The following is a 15,342-nucleotide window of genomic DNA, read 5'->3' as shown; positions in this document are numbered from 1 at the left end:
TCGGCTTGGGCCGCTGCGGCATCCGGGTGCTCGATGCCGCGGCTCGGCCCTGATAGCCGAGGATGCGACCGGAGCGTTCCTACGTTTGCGGTATGACTATCGGATTCTTTTGCCGCGTCGCCGTCTGCTGTTCCACCGCCTGTGTGACCGGCGTGCTGGCCTTCGCGCCGAGCCCTGCCGTGGCAGGTACCGGAGCCGGCGTCTCCACTGCGCCCGCGGGAGCCGAGCCGCTCGCGCCGAGCCCGCCGGCTTCGCGGCCGACGGGGCTGTACAGGTCCGGGACGCAGGTACGGCTCAGGTCCGGGGCGCCCAAGGTGCCCGGCAAACTCTCCGCACGGTCGTGGCTGGTGGCCGACGCGGGCACCGGTGAAGTGCTGGCCGCGCACAACGCGCACCGCAAGCTGCCGCCCGCGAGCACCTTGAAGGCTCTGTTCGCGGTGACCGTGCTACCGGTGCTGCCCGCTGCGGTCCAACACACCGTGACAAAACGCGAGTTGAAGGGGATCGGGGACGGCAGCAGCCGGGTCGGCGTCGAGCCGGGCCGCACCTACCGCGCCTCCGACCTGTGGCGGGGTGTCTTCCTCAACTCGGGCAACGACGCCGTGCGCGTCCTGGCCGCGATGAACGGCGGCTGGCGTGCCACGGCCGCCCAGATGCAGGCCAAGGCCCGCGCGCTCGGTGCCCGCGACACGCGGGTCGTCTCGCCCGACGGGTACGACGCGCCGGGCCAGGTGTCGTCCGCGTACGACCTGGCGGTCTTCGGGCGGGCCGGGCTGCGCAACGCGGACTTCGCGCGGTACTGCGCCACGGTGACGGCCAGATTCCCGGCCAAGGGCAGGTCGTACGACATCCAGAACACCAACCGGCTGCTGACCGGGGCCGACGGAGTCAAGCCCTACCGTGGGCTGGTCGGCGTCAAGAACGGTTACACCTCCAAAGCGGGCAACACACTCGTCGCCGCCGCGCGCCGGGGCGGGCGCACCCTGGTCGTCACGGTGATGGACCCTCGGTCGGGCGACCGTTTCGCCGTCTACGACGAGGCGCGCTCGCTGCTCGACTGGGGGTTCGGGGCCGCCGGGCGTGTCGAGCCGGTGGGCTCGCTGGCGCCCCCGCGTGATGTGCCGCAGCCGGGCCCGGCCCCGTTGCCCGCGGCCATGGTGGTCGGCAGCGGCTCCGACCGGTGGGCGGCGGCGGGGGCGATCTCGGGGGCGGCCTGTCTGGGTGCGGGTGTCGTGGCCGTGGTGCTGCGCGGCAGATGGTTCACGCGTGTTTGACCGACGGGCAGCGCGAGCAGCATGCCGAGGGTGATCCACACGTAGATGTTGCTGCCGAGGAAGCCGTCGATGCCGGACGCGTCGTCGAACCACAGCCACACCACGCTGCTGCACAGCAGCACATAGGACACGCCCGCGGCCCACAGCAGCCGCCGGCGCCGCAGCCCCTCCTCGACGAGGATCGCGAAGGACGGCAGCAGCCACACGAGATGGTGCACCCAGGTGATCGGGCTGACCAGGCAGGCGACGAGCCCGGTCAGCGCGAAGGCCCCCATCAGGTCGCCGGCGGCGATGGCCCGGTGGGCGCGCCAGGCCCACACGCCCATGGCGGCGAGAGCGGCCAAGGCCCAGGCGATACGACTCGGTTCGGCAGGGTCGGCGAGCCGGGCCAGTACGCCCTGCAGGGACTGGTTGGACACATAGGCGAGGCGGCCGATGCGGGTCGTGTCCCAGACGGCCTCGGTCCAGTAGAAGCGGGAGGGCTCCGGTGCCGCCCAGGCCGCGAAGGCGGTGGCGCTCGCGGCGACGGCCGCCGCGACCGAGGCGGCGCGAGGGCGCCGGGCGAGCAGCAGCAGAACGATGAAGATCGCGGGTGTGAGCTTGATCGCGGCAGCGAGTCCGATGCCCACGCCCGCCCAGCGGCCCCGCCCCGTGGACAGCAGCCAGGCGTCGCCGAGGACAAGGGCCAGCAGCAGAAGGTTGACCTGGCCGAAGGTGAAAGTGTCACGGGCGGGCTCGAACATGGCCAGCATGCAGACGACCAGGGCGAAGCCGAACCAGCCGTGCCGACGCAGCTCGCGCGGGGCCAGAATGCCGAGAACCACTGCTGTCGCCACAAGGTTGAGGAGCAGGCCGACGGCGATCGCGGCGTGCAGTCCGAGGAGCGCCATCGGGACCATGCTGACCGCCGCGAAGGGCGGGTAGGTGAAGCCGTACGTCGTCCCGGGCACGTGGTAGTCGTAGATACGGCCGCCGTGATGGATCCAGGCGTCCACGGCCCCGTGGTACACCCGCAGGTCGAACCAGCCGCGCAGCAGCGGCACGGTCGCGGTGAAGACCGTCACGGCGGCGACGAGGACCAGTACGAAGGCGAGCCGCCCCCGCTCCGTACGCGGAAGCCTCATGCGGTCCGCTCCAGGACCGGCGCGTTCGACGTCTGGTGGGCCTGCCAGAGCACGACCACCGCGAGCACGCCGCCCGACACGGCCAGGACCAGCTGCTCGAGGTCCGGCGGGCTGCCGCTGGGCAGGACGCCGAGCGCGAGTACTCCGGTCACGGCGGCGACCCGGTGGCGTACGGACGTGCTGGGTGCCGCGGCGGCGATGAAGAACAGGCCCCACAGGGCGTACCAGGGCCGGATGGCCGGACCGAGGACTGCCACCGTCGCAAGGCTGAGGCCGAGTGCGTAGACGGGGCTGAGCCGGGGGCGGCGCAGCCATATGGCGAGTATGACGACGGCGGTGACCACGAGCCCGAGGGCGTGCCACGCGGGCAGGGCGAGGGGCGCGAGATCGCTGCCCAGGTCCTCCAGCAGGGAGCCGGTGGCGCGGCCGAGGACGCTGGTGGGCGACCAGTTGTGCGGTGAGATGGGTGTATTGAGGGCGCTGATCCAGCCGTATCCCGTACCGGCGACGGCGGTTGCGGCGACGGTGGTGGCGAGCGCCGCGGCCGCCGTGGTCACGGTGGCCTTCAACAGGCCGCGCCCTGCGCGCACTTGGAGCACCACGACGGCTGCCAGTCCCAGTACGGCGGGGACCTTGACCAGGGCGGCGAGCGTGACGAGCACGGCGCCGAGGACGGGCCACCGGCCGAGCGCGGCCACCAGTCCGATGCCGAGGAGCCCGAGCATGATGGCGTCGTTGTGCGCGCCGGCGACGAGATGCAGCAGCACGAGCGGGTTCAGCGCGCCGAGCCACAGCGCTGCTGCCGGGTCGGCGCCGCTGTGCCGGGCGAGCCTCGGCAGGGCGGCGGCCATCAGAGCCACCCCGAGCACCGCGACCACCCGCATCCCGAACAGCCCGGCCGGTACTTCGCCCCGTGTCAGCCCGGAGAGCGCGGATGCGACGGCGAGAAAGGCGGGACCATACGGCGTCGCGGTGTGCTGCCACACGGGCGCCACCTCGTCGGCGAGCGGCCCGCCGAGCCGTGCGGGGCCGTGGGTGTAGACGTCCATGTGCGCGTCGACCATGGCACCCTGCGCGAGATAGCTGTACACGTCCCGGCTGAACAGCGGCGGTGCGAGCAGCAACGGCGCGGCCCACACGCCGAGAACTACCAACAAAGCGCGCGGAGTTGGTGGTTCGGGCCCTCGGATCACCCGCCCCAGCAGGGCCCAGGCGGCGATCAGCAGCACCACCCCGAAGTACACACCGACCAGGCCGAGCGCCGCCCGCGCCGAGGCCGGGGCCAACAGCTCCCGCACCGGCAGGGCTCCGGCCGTCTCACCCCCCGCCGCGAGAAAGCCCGAACCCACAAGCCCGAGCACCTGACAGCGACGCAGATCGACGGAGAAACCCATGGCCAACACTCGGGAAGCGTGTCAACGCCGAGTAGCCGGAAAGCGACGTCCGTCCCTCTGATCGGCAGCCGCGATGTGACCGCCGTCTGACCGAACGGCGACCATCCCTCAAATCCACCTGGAAGCAACCGCCTCAGAACACGGACAGTCCCGTCAGAGTCGTAAAACGCTCAAGGGCCGCGACGCCCGCCACCGAGTTTCCCCGTTCGTCCAGGCCCGGGCTCCACACGCACAGCGTGCAGCGGCCGGGAACGACGGCGATGATGCCGCCGCCGACGCCGCTCTTGCCGGGCAGGCCGACGCGGTAGGCGAACTCGCCCGCGGCGTCATAGGTGCCGCAGGTGAGCATGACCGCGTTGACCTGCTTGGCCTGGCTGCGGGTCAGGAGCCGGGTGCCGTCGGCCCGTATGCCGTGGCGGGCGAGGAATCCGGTGGCGACGGCGAGGTCGGCGCAGGACGCCTCGATGGAGCACTGCCGGAAGTACTGGTCCAGGAGCGCGGGAACCGGATTGCCGATGTTCCCGTACGACGCCATGAAGTGGCCGAGCGCGGCGTTGCGGTCGCCGTGGGCGGATTCGGAGGCGGCGACGTCCTTGTTGATGGCGAGCTGTGCGTTGCCGCTTTCCGCGCGCAGGAAATCGAGGAGGGTGCCGACCGTGTCTCCGGTCTGGGTGTGCAGGCGGTCGGTGACGACGAGGGCGCCCGCGTTGATGAAGGGATTGCGCGGGATGCCGTTCTCGTACTCCAGCTGCACCAGCGAGTTGAAGGGGTTGCCGGACGGCTCGCGTCCGACGTGCTCCCACACGACGTCGCCCCCGCCCGCCAGCACGAGCGCGAGGGTGAAGACCTTGGTGAGGGACTGCGCGGAGAACGGCTGCCGCCAGTCCCCCACGCCGTACACCGTGCCGTCGAGTTCCGCGACGGCCATGCCGAACCGACGCGGGTCGCACGCCGCGAGCGCCGGGATGTAGTCGGCGGGCCGACCACGTGCGGGCATGTTCTCGATCTCTGCGGCGATACGGTCCAGGACGGGCTGGAAAGTGAGGGACGACGAAGACACTGCCATGATCACCATTCTGCCGTTCGGTCCCCGCCGAGGCGGGTGGGCACGGGTGCCCGCGCCATCATCGTGCGCCCGACCAGCACACCGCGGGCACCCGCGCGTCTCAGTTGGCCCGCGAGCCCGCCAGTACCTCCGGCCGCAGCAGCGCCGCCAGCCGGTCGGCAGGCAACAGGCCTTTCTCCAGGACGAGTTCGGCAACTCCGCGCCCCGTGGCGAGGGCCTCCTTCGCGATGCCGGTGGCCGCCTCGTAGCCGATGTACGGGTTGAGCGCGGTGACCAGGCCGATGGAGTTCTCGACGGCCTTGCGCAGCACGTCCTCGTTGGCCGTGATCCCGGCGACGCAGCGCTCGGCGAGGGTCAGGCAAGCGGCGCGCAGGTGCGTGATGCTCTCGGACAGCGAGTGCAGGATGACCGGCTCGAACGCGTTCAGCTGGAGCTGACCGGCCTCCGCCGCCATGGTGATCGTGACGTCGTTGCCGATCACCTCGAAGGCGACCTGGTTGACGACCTCGGGAATCACCGGGTTCACCTTGCCGGGCATGATGCTCGAACCGGCCTGCACCGGCGGCAGATTGATCTCGTTCAGGCCCGCGCGCGGCCCGGACGACAGCAGCCGCAGATCGTTGCAGCTCTTCGAGAGCTTCACCGCGATCCGCTTCAGCATCCCGGACATCTGGACGAACGCCCCGCAGTCCTGCGTGGCCTCGACGAGGTTGGCGGCGGTGACCAGCGGCAACCCGGTGATCTCCGCGAGATGCCGGCGCGAGGCCTCGGCGTATCCGGCGGGCGCGTTGAGCCCGGTGCCGATGGCTGTCGCGCCCAGGTTGATCTCGTGGATCAGCTCGACCGCCTCGGCGAGCCGGCTGCGGTCCTCGTCCAGCATCACCGCGTACGCCGAGAACTCCTGACCGAGCGTCATCGGCACCGCGTCCTGGAGCTGCGTACGCCCCATCTTCAGCACATCACGGAACTCGACGGCCTTGGCGGCGAAGGCGTCCTGCAGGACTGACATCGCCTGGAGCAGCCCGCGCACCGCGAAGATGGTGGCGATGTTGACGGCGGTGGGATAGACGTCGTTGGTCGACTGGCCGAGGTTGACGTCCTCGTTCGGGTGCAGGAACTCGTACGCGCCCTTCGGGTGCCCGAGCAGCTCCAACGCCCGGTTGGCGACCACCTCGTTGGCGTTCATGTTCGTCGAGGTCCCGGCACCGCCCTGGATGACGTCGACGACGAACTGGTCGTGCAGCTTCCCGTCGCGGATCTCCTGGCAGGCCTCCACGATGGCCGCCGCCTTGGCGGGCTCCAGAAGACTGAGTTCCTCGTTGGCGCGGGCGGCGGCCTCCTTGACGGCGGCCAGTGCGTCGATCAGGTGCGGGTAGGCGGAGATCGGGGTGCCCGTGATGGGGAAGTTCTCCTTGGCGCGCAGGGAGTGGATGCCCCAGTACGCCTCGGCGGGGACGTCACGGTCGCCGAGCAGGTCGTGCTCGCTGCGATGGGCTGCGGCGGCGGTCATGTCGGTGCGGCTCTACTTTCAGGAGAAGGGGTGGATCAGGCCTGCCGGAGAAGGGATGGATCAGTCCTGCGTGAGCGGTTCCAGTGCGCGGGCCGGCCGGATGCTCCCGACCACCTCCCCTCCCCCGAACAGAGGCGCCGACGCGAACTCGGCGAGCACGGCCGGGTCGACGCCACAGCGCGCGAGCGCGGCGGCGACCACGGGCAGCCGGGCCCGGTCCGCGCCGTCCGCGATCTTCACGGCGACCGCCCGCCCGTCGGGCAGCGCCGCGACATGTACGCCCTCGAAGCCGTCCTTGGTGAGCAGCCCCGGCACGGCCCGCATCAGCGAGGCGACATCGCGGCCGGAACCGGACGCCATCTCGGCGTGCTCGCGCATCGCGTCGGCGACCCGCGCCTCGGGGGTACCGGGCGGCGCGGTGGTGATCCGGGCGGCGGCACGCGCGAGCCCGTGCAGCGAGACGGAGAACAGGGGCGCACCGCAACCGTCCACCGTCACCGCCGCGATGGCCTGCCCGGTGAGATCCTCGACGATCTCCGCGATCGCCTGCTGGAGCGGATGCGCGGGGTCGAGGTAGTCCTCGAGCGACCAGCCGTTCAGATGTGCCGTGTAGAGCATCGCCGCGTGCTTGCCCGAGCAGTTCTGCGCGAGCCGCGACGGCAGCCGCCCCTCACGCACCCAGGCCTCTCGTACGACCGGGTCGTACGGCAGGTCCGGCACATTGCGCAGAGCGTCCTCGGGGAGCCCGGCCTGTTCCAGGATCCGCCGGGTTCCGTCGAGATGCCGCTCCTCACCGGAGTGGCTGGCCGCGGTCAGCGCGAGCAGTTCCCCGTCGAGCGGCAGACCGGCCCGCAGCAGCGCCACCGCCTGTACGGGCTTGAGCGCCGAGCGCGGGTAGAAGGCCGCCTCGATGTCGCCGATCTGCAGTTCCACCGTGCCGTCGGCGCCGAGCACGACGACCGAGCCGTAGTGGATGCCCTCGATGACACCGCCGCGTACAAGATGGGCGACGGGCGCGTGCAGCGGCTCCCGGATCGCGGGCGCCACGGCGAGCGAACTGCCCTGTTCGGCAAGAATGTGGAGGCGGCTCACGCGTCGGCTCCGGACTTCCGTACGTCCGCCACCCGGCCCCGTACGGCGTACCATCCCGCCACCAGGGCCGCCACGATCAGCGGCAGACACAGCACGGTCGTACGTCCCGCTCCCCCGTCGGCGTACATGAGCACCAGCACGGAGGCGAGGAAGAACAGCGTGACGAGCTCGGTCCAGGGCGAGCCCGGCAGGCGGTAGCTGGGGCGCTCCAGCTCGCCGTCCTGGGTCTTCCGCCAGAACATCAGATGACAGATCATGATCATGCCCCAGGTGGCGAGGATGCCGATGGCCGCGAAGTTCAGCACGATCTCGAACGCGTCGGCGGGGACGACGAAGTTGAGGCCGACGCCGAGGACACAGATACCGCTGGTGAGCAGGATTCCGCCGTACGGGACCTGGCTGCGGCTCATCACCGAGGTGAACTTCGGGGCCGAGCCGGACATCGCCATGGAGCGCAGGATGCGGCCGGTGGAGTACAGGCCGGAGTTCAGCGACGACATGGCGGCGGTCATCACGACCAGGTTCATCACGCCGCCCGCGGCCGGGATACCGATGTTGGACAGCACGGTGACGAAGGGACTCTCACCGGCGCTGTACGACGACCACGGCAGCAGCATCGAAAGGAGCACCACGGAGCCGACGTAGAAGAGACCGACGCGCCACATGATGGAGTTGATCGCCTTCGGCATGACCTTCTCCGGGTTCTCCGTCTCGCCCGCCGCGACACCGACCAGTTCGACGGAGGCGTAGGCGAAGACGACGCCCTGGACGATCAGCAGCATCGGCAGCAGGCCGTTGGGGAAGAGGCCGCCGTTGTCGGTGATCAGGGACGGGCCGGGGGTGTTGCCGTCCACGGGCTGCTGGGTGGCCAGCAGGAAGATGCCGATGAACATGAAGGCGACCAGGGCGCCGACCTTGATGATCGCGAACCAGAACTCCAGCTCACCGAAATACTTCACCGAGATGAGGTTCACGGTGAGGACGACGGCGAGCGCGATGAGCGCGATCACCCACTGCGGGATGTCGGAGAACATGCCCCAGTAGTGGGTGTAGGTGGCGACCGCGGTGATGTCGGCGATGCCGGTGGTCGCCCAGTTCAGGAAGTACATCCAGCCCGCGGTGTACGCGCCCTTCTCGCCCATGAACTCCCGGGCGTACGACACGAAGGCGCCGGAGGAGGGCCGGTACAGAACGAGTTCGCCGAGCGCCCGCACGACCAGGAAGGCGAAGATGCCGCAGACGGCGTACGCGATGAAGAGCGAGGGCCCGGCGTCGGCGAGCCGTCCGCCGGCGCCGAGGAAGAGGCCGGTGCCGATGGCGCCGCCGATGGCGATCATGTTGACGTGCCGGGACTTCAGGGACTTGCTGTACCCCGCGTCGCCGGCGTCGACGTGACTCGCCGGTTTCCGTATGTCCTTTTCGAGGGACTGCTCGCTCACTCCGGAGTCTCGCCTTCTGTGGGGGTGTCGGCGCTCTCGGGGCCGTCGGGGCTTTCGGTGCCCTCGGGTCGCACGATCGCGGTGAGGGTCGTCTCGACGCGGTCGAGGTGATGGGCCATGGCTTCGGTGGCGTCGTGCTCGCTGCCGTCGATCAACGCCTCGACGATCGCCCTGTGTTCGCGGTTGGACTGCTCGCGACGGCCGCCGAGTTCGTTGAGGAACGCGGACTGGCGGGCCAGTGCGTCGCGGATCTCCTCGATCACACGGCGGAAGACCGGGTTCTGCGCGGCCTGCGCGACGGCGAGATGGAAGAGCGTGTCCATGGCCACCCAGGCGGTGGTGTCGGTCTCGCTCTCCATCCGGTCGAGCAGGTGGGCGAGATGGTCGAGGTCCTCGGGTGTGCGGCGGGCGGCGGCGTAGCCCGCGACGGGGATCTCGACATGGCGCCGGACCTCTATCAGGTCGCTGGCCGCGTAGTCGCCGAAGGTGGGGTCGACGACCGGACCGTTCGAGACGACGAACGTGCCCTTGCCGGTACGGGACACGGTCAGGCCCATCGTCTGCAGGGCCCGCAGCGCCTCCCGCAGCACCGGCCGGCTGACCTCGAGGCTCCGGCACAGCTCCGCCTCGGACGGCAGCTTGTCCCCCACGGCGTACTCGCCGTGCTCGATCGCACTCCGCAGATGACTGAGCACCGCTTCCATCGCGCTGACGCGCCGCGGGACCGAGCCACCTGTCTGGCTGTCTGACAGGTTCACGGGGTGATCCTGCGGGGAACGGGAGGTGACTGTCAAGCGTTCGGGACCGGCTCCCGGTCGACCCGGTCGACTACGCCCACAGAGCCTCAGCGACCGAAACCCCGACAAAGGCCGCACCGAGCCCCGCGACCACGCTCGCGATCACATTGACCGCGGCGTAGAAGCGGGCCCCGTCCTCGGCCAGCCGCAGGGTCTCGTACGAGAACGTCGAGTACGTGGTGAGCGCCCCGCACAGGCCGGTGCCGAGCAGCAGTTGGAGGTGCGAGGAGGCCGCGCCGGCCGCAGCCGCGCCTGTGAGTGTGCCCAGGATCAGGCAGCCGACGACGTTCACGGTGAAGGTGCCCCAGGGGAAGACCGTGTCGTGACGGGACTGCACCGCGCGGTCGGTGAGGTAGCGCAGGGGTGCGCCGACCATGCCGCCGGCGATCACCAACAGCCAGTTCACGACGGCTTCTTGCCTTTCCGGCCCGCGGCAGCGGAGTTCTCCTCGCGACCTTCGCGGCCTACGTACCTGATGACCTGGCAGTCGTCGAGGATGACGAGCCCCTCCCCCACCAGCTCGTCGAGCTCCGGCAGAAAGCCGCGTACGCGCTCCTCGGTGTCCACGATGACGATGGCCACCGGCAGGTCCTCGCTCAGCGACAGCAGCCGCGAGGTGTGGATCAGCGAGGACGCGCCGAATCCCTCGATGCCCCGGAAGACGCTCGCGCCCGCGAGTCCCGCCGCGCGCGCCCGGTGCACGATCTGCGAGTACAGCGGTTTGTGGTGCCAGGTGTCGTTCTCGCCGATGAAGATCGTCAGCCGTAGGGCGTTGCCGGTCAGCCTTGTCATCGCCGCCTCCATGCCAGTACCCGGCGGGCCGCCGTCACCGCGAGCCACACCGCCATGAGCGCCGCGACCAGGGTGGCGGCGAGGTAGGCGAAGCCGGTTCGGGGGCGGCCCTCGTCGACCAGTTTCTGGATGTCGACGGCGTACGTCGAGAAGGTGGTGAAGCCGCCGAGGACGCCGGTGCCGAAGAAGGGACGGACCAGCCGGTGCGCCGCCCACACGTCGCTGATCACGACCATGAAGACGCCGATCACGGCACACCCGATGACGTTGACCCAGAACGTGGTCCAGGGGAAGGCGGCGGTCGGCGTGGGCCAGATCAGTGAGGCCCCGTAGCGGGCACTCGCACCCAGTGCGCCACCGGCCGCGACCACCGCCACGATCGGCCCCTGTCCGTGCCACGACGACGGCCGCCCGGCGGGCAGGCGGAACTCCCCGGGTCCGTCCACCTTTTCGGATCGGGGCGCTGTCATGAACGTAAGATCTCCTGGTCGTGGCAGGAGATCAGGCTAACGCTCCGGGGTTCTCACGCGCCCGCCGCCTCCCGTTCGATGCGCTCGAACCGGGCCGCCATCGCCTGCTGGAGTGCCTGGGCGCCGGACAGCGGGCGGACCATGACCGTGAGGTCGTCGATCCGGCCGTCCTCGTCGAAGTGCAGCAGGTCGCAGCCCTGGATCTGCCGGTCGCCCACGCGCGCCTCGAAGACGAGGACGAGGTCGCGGCCGTCCGGGTTCTCGATCTCGCGCACGTAGCGGAGGTCCTCGAAGACCCGCATGACGGCGCCCAGGATCGCCGCGGTGATCGCCTTTCCGGCGTACGGCTTGAACACCACGGGGCTGGTGAACACGACGTCCTCGGCGAGCAGTGCGACGACGGCTTCGTGGTCGCCGTCCTCGACGGCCTTGCGGAAGGGGTTCATGGCCGACCTCATAGTCAATTTGTTGATTAGGTGTGTCGGACAGTACGCTCCTCGCATGGCACTGCGCAACGCTCTGCTGGCCACGCTTCTGGACGGCGAGGCCTCCGGCTACGACCTGGCGAAGACCTTCGACGCGTCGGTCGCCAACTTCTGGATGGCCACGCCCCAGCAGCTGTACCGCGAGCTGGACCGCATGGCGTCCGAGGGGCTGATCGAGGCCAGGGTCGTACGCCAGGAACGCCGGCCGGACAAGCGGCTCTTCGCGCTGACTCAGGCGGGCCGGCGTGCGCTGTACGACTTCACGGCCGCACCGCCCCGGCCCACCGCGATCCGCGACGAGCTGCTGGTCAAACTGCAGGCGGTGGACGAGGGCGACGGCCCGGCGGTACGCGCTGCCGTCGAGGAGCGCATCGAATGGGCCCGGGCGAAACTGGCCCGGTACGAACGACTCCGGTTGCGGTTGCTCGACGGCCGCACCGAGGAGGAGCATCTGACCCGGTCCGAGCGTGTGGGCCCGTATCTCACGCTGTTGGGCGGCATCGAGTTCGAGGAGGCCACCGTCCGCTGGGGTGAGCAGGTGCTGGCGATCCTTCAGCGGCGGGCGACGGCGCGCGAGTCGCGTTGACAGCCGGGGTACGTACAGAGAATCCGCTGACCCGGAGGTGCTGTTGTGTACTACCCGCTGACCGTCCGTGACTTCCTCGACCGCGCGGCCCACGTGTATCCGGACCGCGTCGCCGTCGTCGACGAACCGGAGCAGCCAGGACCGAGCCTCGGAGAGCTCACGTACCGGCAGTTGGCGGCGCTGGCGCGGGCGCAGGCTGCTCGGCTGGACCGGCTCGAAGTGCCGGTGGGCGGGCGCGTCGCGGTGGTCTCGCAGAACTCGGCGCGGTTGCTGACCTCGTTCTTCGGGGTCTCCGGGTGGGGGCGGGTCCTGGTGCCGGTCAACTTCCGGCTGACTCAGCCGGAGATCGACTACATCGTCCGGCACTCGGGCGCGTCCGTCGTCTACGCGGACTCGTCCTGTGCGGACGTGCTCGACACGCTCGATGTGAAGCACAAGTTCGTGCTCGGTGAGAGCGACGACGAGGAGCTCTTTCTGCACGGCACCGAGCCGCGGGAATGTGCCGAGCCGGCCGAGGACGCCACCGCCAGCATCAACTACACGTCCGGAACAACCGCCCGGCCCAAGGGAGTTCAGCTCACGCACCGCAATCTGTGGCTGAACGCGACGGTGTTCGGTCTGCACACCACGATCAGCGACCGTGACGTCTATCTGCACACGCTGCCGATGTTCCACGCCAACGGCTGGGGCATGCCGTACGGCGTGACGGGTGTCGGCGGCCGGCACATCGTGCTCCGCCAGATCGACGGCGACGAGATCCTGCGCCGCGTCGAGCGGCACGGCGTCACGCTGATGTGCGCGGCGCCCGCCGTCCTGAACGCCGTGCTCGACGCGGCGGCCGACTGGGACGGCGAGATCCCCGGCCGCGACCGGGTTCGCATCGTCTGCGCGGGCGCGCCGCCGCCGACCCGGACGATCGAGCGCGTGATGAGCGCTCTCGGCTGGGAGTTCATCCAGCTCTACGGCCTCACCGAGACCTCCCCGCTCGTCACGGTCAACCGTGGCCGCGCCGAATGGGACGACCTCGACACCACCGAACGCGCCCGTCGGCTGGGCCGGGCCGGGGTGCCCGCGCTCGGCGTGCGCGTCGACGTGGACGCCGACGGTGAGGTGCTCACCGCTTCGAACCACAATCTGGACGGCTACTGGGAGCAGCCCGAGGAGACGGCGAAGGCGCAGGCGGGCGGCTGGTTCCACACCGGCGACGGCGGATACGTCGACGACGAGGGCTACTTGGTGATCTCCGACCGCAAGAAGGACGTCATCATCTCGGGCGGCGAGAATGTCTCGTCGATCGAGGTGGAGGACGTGATCACCTCGCATCCGGCCGTGCGCGAGGTGGCGGTCATCGGAATTCCGGACGCCAAGTGGGGCGAGCTGGTCACCGCGCTCGTCGTGACGGACGGATCGGGCGTCACCGCCGAGGAGTTGATCGCCCACTGCCGGACGCGGCTCGCCGGTTTCAAGACGCCCAAGCGGGTCGACTTCGTCGAAACGTTGCCACGTACGGCGACCGGGAAGCTGCAGAAGTTCAAGCTGCGCGAGCCGTTCTGGACGTCCGGCGCCGACGATGGAGGTATCGGCAGCGGCGGTACGTGACGAAAGGGCCCGCCCATGCTTCGCGCGTGGGCGGGCCCTCGGTCAGCCGGTGTCCGTCAGTGCGTCACCGGCGGTTGAACAGTGACATCGCCGGAAGCGGCCGGTCGTCGTAGCCGAACAGGGCCTGGTTCTCCCAGGCGTTGCCCGACGAGGGGTCGGTCGGGTCCCAGCCGTTGCCGTTGACCGCGGTCCAGGTGGACTCCCAGTAGAAGACACCGAGGCCGCGGTTGTTCGGGACGGCCTCCACGATGTTCATGATGTCGCGGAACCAGGCGGTCTGCCCGGCCGTGGTGGCCGGGTATCCGGCCACCAGCTCACCGGTCGTGTTGATGATGTCCTCGTGCGCGTCCTCGCTGCACAGCCGGAACGGGTAGGCCGTCTCGGCGACGTAGACCGGCTTGCCGTAGCGGGTCGCCGCGTCGTCCAGGGTGGTCTGGAAGTCGGTGAGGGAGCCGTGCCAGTAGCCGTAGTACGACAGGCCGATGACGTCGAACTTCACACCGTTCGAGCGTGCGCTGTCGAACCACCAGCGGGTGCCCGCGAGGTCACCGCCCTTGGCGAGGTGCAACGCGACGGTCGTGGACGAGTTGACCGCCTTGACCGCGTCGTAGCCGGAGTTGAGCAGTCCGGCGAGCTGGCCCCAGTTGTCGGTGGAGCCCTCGTTCCAGAGCATGCCGCCGTTGATCTCGTTGCCGACCTGCACCATGTCGGCTGTGGTGCCCTGCGCCTTCAGGGCGTTGAGAACGTCGTACGTGTGGTTGTAGACGTCCGTCTTCAACTGGCTGTACGAGTGCCCGGCCCAGGCGGCGGGCTTGTCCTGGCGGCCCGGGTCGGCCCAGAAGTCCGAGTAGTGGAAGTCCACGAGCAGCTTCATGCCCTGCGCCTTGACGCGCTTGGCCATCGCGAGGACGCGGGCTTTGTTGTTGTAGCCGTCGGCAGGGTTCACCCACACCTTGAGGCGGGCGTAGTTGTGCCCGTGGGACTTGAGGATGGCGAGGGCGTCCCCGGTGCTGCCGGAGCCGGTCCGGTAGACGCCGCCTTTGGCTTCGCTCTTGGCGAGTGACGAGACGTCAGAGCCCTTGATGGCCAGGCCGTTCGTCGTGCCCGCGGTGAAGGTCAGGTCGTCGACGTTGATCCAGTTGCCCGCGTTCGCATCGGAGTTGATGCTGATCGTGCACTGGCTGTTCGTCACCCTGATGGGGACGACGACGCGGATCCAGCCGCTGCTGGAGACCGGCAGATCGGTGCGCTGCTCGGCGCTTCCGCAGTTCTTCAGCGCCATGTAGGCGGACTTCTGGCCGCCGCCCGAGCGCACCCAGGCCCTGAGGGTGTAGTTCCCGTTGGTCAGCCCGGAGAGGTACTGGTACGTCTCCACCTTGTACACGGAGGACGCGTAGTGCGTCAGTCGGTAACTGCCGCTACGGCCACCGGACTCTACGAAGGAGGCGCCGGTGGAGCCGTACTCCGACCAGCCGCTGGGCGTGGCGACACCGGCGCCGTCGGCCTCGAAGCCGGTGTTCTGGAGCGTGCTCGCCGCCTGCGCCGACGGTGCGGGAAGGGCGGTGAAGGCGAGAGCGGCCGCGAGCGGCGGCAGCAGGACCCTGAGTGTGCGTCTGGGATGGAACATCGTCGTCCGTCGTCCCTTCGACGTGATGGGTTGGGGGGTGCCCCTCCGCCCACGGCTCGGATGCTCGCACGGGCGGAGGGGAGTCGG

General features: G+C 69.9%; 14 protein-coding genes and 1 pseudogene. 3 read left to right on the top strand and 12 right to left on the bottom strand.

Going from position 1 to position 15,342, the window contains the following annotated elements; all coding sequences use genetic code 11:
- Positions 1-62: 62 nt before the first annotated feature.
- Positions 63-995: pseudogene (locus ABD357_RS15060) on the top strand (D-alanyl-D-alanine carboxypeptidase family protein); the annotation flags it as partial.
- 35 nt (positions 996-1,030) lie between these two features.
- Here ABD357_RS15060 and ABD357_RS15055 read toward each other — a convergent pair.
- From ABD357_RS15055 to ABD357_RS15005, 11 genes are all read right to left on the bottom strand, one after another.
- Positions 1,031-2,398: a glycosyltransferase 87 family protein gene (locus ABD357_RS15055; protein WP_344390476.1), complete on the bottom strand. Its 1,368-nt coding sequence runs from the start codon at positions 2,396-2,398 to the stop codon at positions 1,031-1,033.
- On the bottom strand, positions 2,395-3,792 hold the full coding sequence (gene mptB, locus ABD357_RS15050) for a polyprenol phosphomannose-dependent alpha 1,6 mannosyltransferase MptB (protein ID WP_344390543.1): 1,398 nt from the start codon (positions 3,790-3,792) through the stop codon (positions 2,395-2,397). Before mptB ends, ABD357_RS15055 begins: the two co-directional genes overlap by 4 nt.
- A gap of 133 nt (positions 3,793-3,925) precedes the next feature.
- A complete protein-coding gene (locus ABD357_RS15045) occupies positions 3,926-4,867 on the bottom strand; it encodes a glutaminase (RefSeq protein ID WP_344390475.1) in 942 nt (313 codons plus the stop codon).
- 91 nt (positions 4,868-4,958) lie between these two features.
- Positions 4,959-6,368: an aspartate ammonia-lyase gene (aspA, locus tag ABD357_RS15040; RefSeq protein ID WP_344390473.1), complete on the bottom strand. Its 1,410-nt coding sequence runs from the start codon at positions 6,366-6,368 to the stop codon at positions 4,959-4,961.
- 60 nt (positions 6,369-6,428) lie between these two features.
- Positions 6,429-7,460: an asparaginase gene (locus tag ABD357_RS15035; protein ID WP_344390471.1), complete on the bottom strand. Its 1,032-nt coding sequence runs from the start codon at positions 7,458-7,460 to the stop codon at positions 6,429-6,431.
- On the bottom strand, positions 7,457-8,899 hold the full coding sequence (locus ABD357_RS15030) for an amino acid permease (RefSeq protein WP_344390470.1): 1,443 nt from the start codon (positions 8,897-8,899) through the stop codon (positions 7,457-7,459). Before ABD357_RS15030 ends, ABD357_RS15035 begins: the two co-directional genes overlap by 4 nt.
- The gene (locus tag ABD357_RS15025; RefSeq protein ID WP_344390467.1) at positions 8,896-9,657 is read right to left on the bottom strand and encodes a FadR/GntR family transcriptional regulator; all 762 of its coding nucleotides are present in this window, start codon (positions 9,655-9,657) and stop codon (positions 8,896-8,898) included. The genes ABD357_RS15030 and ABD357_RS15025 overlap by 4 nt, the downstream gene beginning before the upstream one ends.
- Before the next feature lie 70 nt (positions 9,658-9,727).
- On the bottom strand, positions 9,728-10,102 hold the full coding sequence (gene crcB, locus ABD357_RS15020) for a fluoride efflux transporter CrcB (RefSeq protein ID WP_344390466.1): 375 nt from the start codon (positions 10,100-10,102) through the stop codon (positions 9,728-9,730).
- Positions 10,099-10,488 carry a DUF190 domain-containing protein gene (locus ABD357_RS15015; RefSeq protein WP_344390465.1) on the bottom strand — a complete coding sequence of 130 codons (390 nt, stop codon included), beginning with the start codon at positions 10,486-10,488 and terminating at the stop codon, positions 10,099-10,101. Before ABD357_RS15015 ends, crcB (ABD357_RS15020) begins: the two co-directional genes overlap by 4 nt.
- Entirely contained in the window at positions 10,485-10,958 is a 474-nt protein-coding gene (gene crcB / locus ABD357_RS15010) for a fluoride efflux transporter CrcB (RefSeq protein WP_344390464.1), read from the bottom strand. Before crcB (ABD357_RS15010) ends, ABD357_RS15015 begins: the two co-directional genes overlap by 4 nt.
- Positions 10,959-11,011: 53 nt before the next feature.
- The gene (locus ABD357_RS15005) at positions 11,012-11,404 is read right to left on the bottom strand and encodes a nuclear transport factor 2 family protein (protein ID WP_344390463.1); all 393 of its coding nucleotides are present in this window, start codon (positions 11,402-11,404) and stop codon (positions 11,012-11,014) included.
- A gap of 55 nt (positions 11,405-11,459) precedes the next feature.
- Here ABD357_RS15005 and ABD357_RS15000 point away from each other — a divergent pair, with 55 nt between their 5' ends.
- Entirely contained in the window at positions 11,460-12,029 is a 570-nt protein-coding gene (locus ABD357_RS15000) for a PadR family transcriptional regulator (RefSeq protein WP_344390461.1), read from the top strand.
- A 45-nt stretch (positions 12,030-12,074) separates the two neighbouring features.
- The gene (locus ABD357_RS14995; protein WP_344390459.1) at positions 12,075-13,628 is read left to right on the top strand and encodes an AMP-binding protein; all 1,554 of its coding nucleotides are present in this window, start codon (positions 12,075-12,077) and stop codon (positions 13,626-13,628) included.
- Between the two features lie 64 nt (positions 13,629-13,692).
- On the opposite strand, the gene ABD357_RS14990 is transcribed toward ABD357_RS14995, so the two are convergent.
- The gene (locus ABD357_RS14990) at positions 13,693-15,255 is read right to left on the bottom strand and encodes a glycoside hydrolase family 53 protein (protein WP_344390458.1); all 1,563 of its coding nucleotides are present in this window, start codon (positions 15,253-15,255) and stop codon (positions 13,693-13,695) included.
- Positions 15,256-15,342 lie beyond the last annotated feature (87 nt).

Source organism: Streptomyces vastus (genome assembly GCF_039532825.1).
Taxonomy (GTDB): domain Bacteria; phylum Actinomycetota; class Actinomycetes; order Streptomycetales; family Streptomycetaceae; genus Streptomyces; species Streptomyces vastus.
This window is presented reverse-complemented; position numbering and strand designations above follow the sequence as displayed.